The organism is Streptomyces sp. WELS2 (assembly GCF_013870595.1).
Classification (GTDB): Bacteria; Actinomycetota; Actinomycetes; order Streptomycetales; family Streptomycetaceae; genus Streptomyces.
This window is the reverse complement of the sequence record NZ_JACBWZ010000395.1, coordinates 1-5,679: the sequence shown is the minus strand read 5'-3', so window position 1 is coordinate 5,679 and position 5,679 is coordinate 1. Positions and strand designations below refer to the sequence as shown.

At 72.4% G+C, this 5,679-nt stretch carries 7 protein-coding genes; all 7 read left to right on the top strand.

Annotated elements, in window-relative coordinates; translation table 11 throughout:
• Positions 1-161 precede the first annotated feature (161 nt).
• The gene (locus H5J33_RS21440; protein WP_181796545.1) at positions 162-494 is read left to right on the top strand and encodes a TcmI family type II polyketide cyclase; all 333 of its coding nucleotides are present in this window, start codon (positions 162-164) and stop codon (positions 492-494) included.
• Positions 491-1,762, top strand: coding sequence for a beta-ketoacyl synthase (locus tag H5J33_RS21435; protein WP_181796544.1), 1,272 nt, complete (start codon positions 491-493; stop codon positions 1,760-1,762). Before H5J33_RS21440 ends, H5J33_RS21435 begins: the two co-directional genes overlap by 4 nt.
• The gene (locus tag H5J33_RS21430; RefSeq protein WP_181796543.1) at positions 1,759-2,982 is read left to right on the top strand and encodes a ketosynthase chain-length factor; all 1,224 of its coding nucleotides are present in this window, start codon (positions 1,759-1,761) and stop codon (positions 2,980-2,982) included. The genes H5J33_RS21435 and H5J33_RS21430 overlap by 4 nt, the downstream gene beginning before the upstream one ends.
• 88 nt (positions 2,983-3,070) lie before the next feature.
• Positions 3,071-3,343 (top strand): acyl carrier protein, encoded by a 273-nt coding sequence (locus tag H5J33_RS21425; protein ID WP_181796542.1) that lies wholly within the window; start codon positions 3,071-3,073, stop codon positions 3,341-3,343.
• A gap of 123 nt (positions 3,344-3,466) precedes the next feature.
• A complete protein-coding gene (gene fabG, locus H5J33_RS21420; RefSeq protein WP_181796541.1) occupies positions 3,467-4,249 on the top strand; it encodes a 3-oxoacyl-ACP reductase FabG in 783 nt (260 codons plus the stop codon).
• A 28-nt stretch (positions 4,250-4,277) separates the two neighbouring features.
• Positions 4,278-5,225: an aromatase/cyclase gene (locus tag H5J33_RS21415; protein ID WP_181796540.1), complete on the top strand. Its 948-nt coding sequence runs from the start codon at positions 4,278-4,280 to the stop codon at positions 5,223-5,225.
• Positions 5,215-5,679 (top strand): FAD-dependent monooxygenase (locus tag H5J33_RS21410; RefSeq protein ID WP_181796539.1); only part of this gene is annotated, 465 nt, incomplete at its 3' end. The genes H5J33_RS21415 and H5J33_RS21410, both read left to right, overlap by 11 nt.

Sequence of the window (5,679 nt, the reverse complement as noted above, 5' to 3'; positions counted from 1 at the left end):
GATCCGGTAGGCCGCAGCGAAGGCCGTCTCGTCGCCGTCCTGGGCCCGTGCCACGGCCCCGCCCGCCCCGCCACCACCCCATCTCTTGCGTCACCCGCCCGAGCAACTCCGGCCGCGCCCGGCCGTGTCCGGCCGCGAACCGTCGTGAGGAGACACCCACCATGAAGCACAGCACGTTGATCGTGGCCCGGATGGAGCCGCACGCCAGCGACGACGTCGCCCGCCTCTTCGGCGTCTTCGACGAGACCGAGATGCCCCACCGCATGGGCACCCGCCGCCGTCAGCTGTTCAAGTACCGGGGCCTGTACTTCCACCTCCAGGACTTCGACACCGACAACGGCGGCGAGCTGATCGAGGAGGCCAAGACCGACCCGCGCTTCATCCGGATCAGCGAGGACCTCAAGCCGTTCATCGAGGCGTACGACCCGCAGACCTGGCGCTCGCCCAAGGACGCGATGGCCACGCGCTTCTACCACTGGGAGGCCTCCGCATGACGCCCCGGCGCGTCGTCGTCACCGGCATCGGCGTGCTCGCGCCGGGCGGCATCGGCGTGAAGAACTTCTGGAGCCTGCTGAGCGAGGGCCGCACCGCGACCCGCGGCATCACCTTCTTCGACCCCGCCCAGTTCCGCTCGCGGGTCGCCGCCGAGATCGACTTCGATCCGGAGGAGCACGGGCTGAGCCCGCAGGAGATACGGCGCATGGACCGCGCCGCCCAGCTCGCCGTCGTGGCCACCCGCGAGGCGGTCACCGACAGCGGCATCGAGCTGACCGGCATCGACCCCTACCGCGTCGGCGTCACCGTGGGCAGCGCGGTCGGCGCGACCATGGGGCTGGACCAGGAGTACCGGGTCGTCAGCAACGGCGGCCTGCTCGACCTGGTCGACCACACCTACGCGGTCCCGCACCTGTACAACCACATGGTCCCCAGCTCCTTCGCCGCCGAGGTCGCCTGGCAGGTGGGCGCGGAGGGCCCCAGCACGGTGGTCTCCACCGGCTGCACCTCCGGCCTGGACTCGGTCGGCCACGCGGTGGAGCTGATCCGCGAGGGCTCGGCGGACGTCATGATCGCCGGTTCGTCGGACGCGCCGATCTCGCCGATCACCATGGCGTGCTTCGACGCGATCAAGGCGACGACCCCGCGCAACGACGACCCCGAGCACGCCTCCCGCCCCTTCGACGGCACCCGCAACGGCTTCGTGCTCGGCGAGGGCTCCGCCTTCTTCGTGCTGGAGGAGCTGGAGAGCGCCCGCGCGCGCGGCGCTCACATCTACGCCGAGATCGCCGGCTACGCCACCCGCTCCAACGCGTACCACATGACCGGGCTGCGCCCCGACGGCGCCGAGATGGCCGAGGCCATCCGCGTCGCGCTCGACGAGGCCCGGATCGACGGCGACGAGATCGACTACATCAACGCGCACGGCTCGGGCACCAAGCAGAACGACCGGCACGAGACGGCCGCGTTCAAGAAGAGCCTGGGCGAGCACGCGTACCGCACCCCGGTCTCCTCCATCAAGTCGATGGTGGGCCACTCGCTGGGCGCGATCGGCTCCATCGAGATCGCCGCGTCCGCCCTGGCCATGGAGCACAACGTCGTGCCCCCGACGGCCAACCTGCACACCCCCGACCCGGAGTGCGACCTGGACTACGTGCCGCTCACCGCCCGCGAGCACCGCACGGACACCGTCCTGACGGTCGGCAGCGGATTCGGCGGATTCCAGAGCGCCATGGTGCTCGCCCGGCCCGAGAGGAGCGTGGCATGACCGGCACGGCCACGAAGGTGGTGGTCACCGGACTGGGCGTCGCGGCCCCCAACGGCCTGGGCACCCAGGACTACTGGGCGGCGACCCGGACCGGCAAGGGCGGCATCGGCCGCGTCACCCGCTTCGACCCCTCGCCGTACCCCGCCCGGCTGGCCGGCGAGGTCCCCGGCTTCGAAGCCCGCGACCACCTGCCCAGCCGGCTGCTGCCGCAGACCGACCACATGACGCGGCTCGCGCTCGTGGCCGCCGACTGGGCGCTCGCGGACGCCGGGGTGAAGCCGCAGGAGCTGCCCGAGTTCGACATGGGCGTGGTCACCGCCAGCTCCTCCGGCGGCTTCGAGTTCGGCCAGCGCGAACTCCAGGCGCTGTGGAGCAAGGGCGGCCAGCACGTCAGCGCCTACCAGTCCTTCGCCTGGTTCTACGCGGTCAACTCCGGCCAGATCTCGATCCGCAACGGCATGAAGGGCCCCAGCGGCGTCGTCGTCAGCGAGCAGGCGGGCGGCCTGGACGCGCTCGCCCAGGCCCGCCGGCAGATCCGCAAGGGCACCCGGCTGATCGTCTCCGGCGGCATGGACGCCTCCGTGTGCACCTGGGGCTGGGTCGCCCAGCTGGCCGGCAAGCGGCTGAGCACCAGCGACGACCCCGAGCGCGCCTACCTGCCGTTCGACGCCGGGGCGCGCGGGCACGTCCCGGGCGAGGGCGGCGCGATCCTCATCCTGGAGAACGCCGAGGCGGCCCGTTCCCGGGGCGCCCGGACGTACGGCGAGATCGCGGGCTACGGCTCCACGTTCGACCCCAGGCCGGGCAGCGGCCGCCCGCCGGGCCTGCGCAAGGCGATCGAGCTGGCCCTCGCCGACGCGGGCGTGACCCCGGACGAGGTGGACGTGGTGTTCGCCGACGCCGCCGCGATCCCGGAGCTGGACCGCGTCGAGGCCGAGGCGCTCACCGCCGTCTTCGGCGCCCGCGGCGTCCCGGTCACCGCGCCCAAGACCATGACCGGCCGCCTGTACTCCGGCGCCGCCCCGCTGGACGTGGCCACCGCGCTGCTCGCCATCGAGGAGGGGCTGATCCCGCCCACCACGAACGTCGAGCCCGCCGACGGCTACGGCCTGGACCTGGTCACGGGCGAGGCGCGCCCGGCCGAACTGCGCACGGCGCTCGTCCTGGCCCGCGGCTTCAACGGATTCAACTCCGCGCTCGTGGTCCGCGCCGCCCACTGACGAATCCCGCGCTCGTGGTCCTGGCAGGGCCACTGGCGAATCCCGCGGCGGGGGCCGCCCCGCTTGTCCACGGAAGAAGGAAACACCCATGACCACTCGGGAATTCACCGTCGACGACCTCAAGCGCATCCTCCTCGAAGGCGCCGGCGCCGACGAGAGCGTCGACCTCGACAGCGCCGACTTCCTCGACTCCGAGTTCGAGGCGCTGGGCTACGAGTCCCTGGCACTGCTGGAGACCGGCGGCCGCATCGAGCGCGAGTTCGGCATCACGCTGGACGACACCGCGCTGACCGACGCCACCACCCCGCGCGCCCTCATCGAGGTCGTCAACGCGCACATCGCTCAGCCCACCGCGGTCTGACCCGGGCGCCGTCGCCCGGCACCGGCCGCGAACCACCCTCGCGGCCCCGCCGCCGGACCGGCCGGGAAGCACCCCCGGTCCGGCGGCGGCTCTTTTTCCGCATCGATTCCGCAGGAGGAAACAATGGCGCAGGACAAGCGGGTCGCCCTGGTGACCGGGGCGACCAGCGGCATCGGCCTGGCCGTGGCCCGGCTGCTGGCCGAGCAGGGGCACCGGGTGTTCCTGGGCGCGCGCAACGCCGAGAACGTGGCCGCGACCGTGAAGGAGCTGCAGGGCGCCGGTCTGGAGGCGGACGGCGCCACGCTGGACGTCCGCTCCGACGCCGACGTACGCGCGTTCGTGCGGGCGGCCGTGGACCGGTTCGGCACGGTGGACGTGCTGGTGAACAACGCCGGCCGCAGTGGCGGCGGGGTGACCGCGGACATCGACGACGAGCTGTGGCACGACGTGATCGACACCAACCTCAACAGCGTCTTCCGGCTGACCCGCGAGGTGCTGAACACCGGTGGCCTGCGGCACAAGAGCTGGGGCCGCATCATCAACATCGCCTCCACCGCGGGCAAGCAGGGCGTCGTCCTGGGCGCCCCGTACTCGGCGTCCAAGCACGGCGTGGTCGGCTTCACCAAGGCACTCGGCAACGAGCTGGCCCCGACCGGCATCACCGTCAACGCCGTCTGCCCGGGCTACGTCGAGACGCCGATGGCCCAGCGGGTGCGCCAGGGCTACGCGGCCGCCTACGACACCACCGAGGACGCGATCCTCGAGAAGTTCCAGTCGAAGATCCCGCTCGGCCGCTACTCCACCCCCGAGGAGGTCGCCGGCCTGGTCGGCTACCTGGCCTCGGACACCGCCGCCTCCATCACCGCGCAGGCGCTCAACGTCTGCGGCGGCCTCGGCAACTTCTGATCCCCCCGCCTTCCAAGGAGCCACCGCGATGACCACCCGTGAGGTCGAGCACGAGATCACCATCGCCGCCCCGGCCGAGGCGGTGTACCGGCTGCTGGCCGACGTGGAGAACTGGCCGCGCATCTTCCCGCCCACCATCTTCGCCGACCGCCTGGAGGGCGGGGAGACCGAGGAGCGGATCCGGATCTGGGCCACCGCCAACGGGGAGGCCAAGAACTGGACCTCCCGCCGCACCCTGGACCCGCAGGGCCTGACGATCACCTTCCGCCAGGAGGTCTCCGCCCCGCCGGTCGCGGCCATGGGCGGCACCTGGATCATCGAGCCGGCCGGCGAGTCCGCCGCCCGGGTGCGGCTGCTGCACGACTACCGCGCCATCGACGACGACCCCGAGGGCCTGGCCTGGATCGACGAGGCCGTGGACCGCAACTCCCGCACCGAGCTGGCCTCGCTGAAGACCAACGTGGAGTTCGCGCACGCCGCGCGGGAGATCACCTTCTCCTTCGAGGACACCATCCGGATCGCCGGGTCGGCCAAGGACGTCTACGACTTCATCAACGACGCCCACCTGTGGTCCGAGCGGCTGCCGCACGTGGCCGCCGTGCGCTGCGAGGAGGAGTACCCGGGCCTGCAGACCCTGGAGATGGACACCCGGGCCAAGGACGGCTCCACCCACACCACCAAGTCGTACCGGGTCTGCTTCCCGCACCGGAAGATCGCCTACAAGCAGGTCACGCTGCCCGCGCTGATGAACCTGCACACCGGCTACTGGACCTTCACCGAGGACGAGGACGGAGTGTCGGCCTCCTCCCAGCACACCGTGGTCCTCAACACCGACAACATCACGCGGATCCTCGGCCCCGACGCCGGGATCGCCGAAGCACGCGCCTATGTGCACAGCGCGCTGAGCACCAACAGCCGCGCCACCCTCGGCCACGCCAAGGACTACGCCGAAGCGCGGCGCGGCCATGCGGACTGACGTCCTCGTCGTGGGCGCGGGCCCGGTCGGGCTGATGCTCGCCGGCGAGCTGCGCCTCGGCGGCGCCGAGGTGGTCGTGCTGGAGCGGCTGCCCCGGCCGACCACCGAGTCCCGCGCCTCGACCCTGCACGCCCGCACCATGGAGATCTTCGCGGCCCGCGGCCTGCTCGAGGCGCTCGGCACCCCGCCGAACGACGTGATGGGCCACTTCGGCGGCGTCCCGCTGGACCTCACCCTGCCCACGCCGTACCCCGGCCAGTGGAAGGTCCCGCAGACCCGCACCGAGGAACTGCTCCAGACCTGGGCGCTCTCCCTGGGCGCCACCGTCCGGCGCGGCCACGAACTGCGCGCGCTGACCGTCACGGACACCGGTGTCGAGGCCGAGGCCACCGGCCCCGACGGCCGGCCCGTCCGGGTGAGCGCCCGCTATGTTGTCGGCTGCGACGGCGAGCGC

Bases quoted from the DNA above. Each gene is read 5' to 3' on its own strand.
- H5J33_RS21425 (WP_181796542.1), top strand. From the start codon at position 3,071: ATGACCACTCGGGAATTCACCGTCGACGACCTCAAGCGCATCCTCCTC.
- fabG (WP_181796541.1), top strand. From the start codon at position 3,467: ATGGCGCAGGACAAGCGGGTCGCCCTGGTGACCGGGGCGACCAGCGGC.
- H5J33_RS21430 (WP_181796543.1), top strand. From the start codon at position 1,759: ATGACCGGCACGGCCACGAAGGTGGTGGTCACCGGACTGGGCGTCGCG.
- H5J33_RS21435 (WP_181796544.1), top strand. From the start codon at position 491: ATGACGCCCCGGCGCGTCGTCGTCACCGGCATCGGCGTGCTCGCGCCG.
- H5J33_RS21440 (WP_181796545.1), top strand. From the start codon at position 162: ATGAAGCACAGCACGTTGATCGTGGCCCGGATGGAGCCGCACGCCAGC.
- H5J33_RS21415 (WP_181796540.1), top strand. From the start codon at position 4,278: ATGACCACCCGTGAGGTCGAGCACGAGATCACCATCGCCGCCCCGGCC.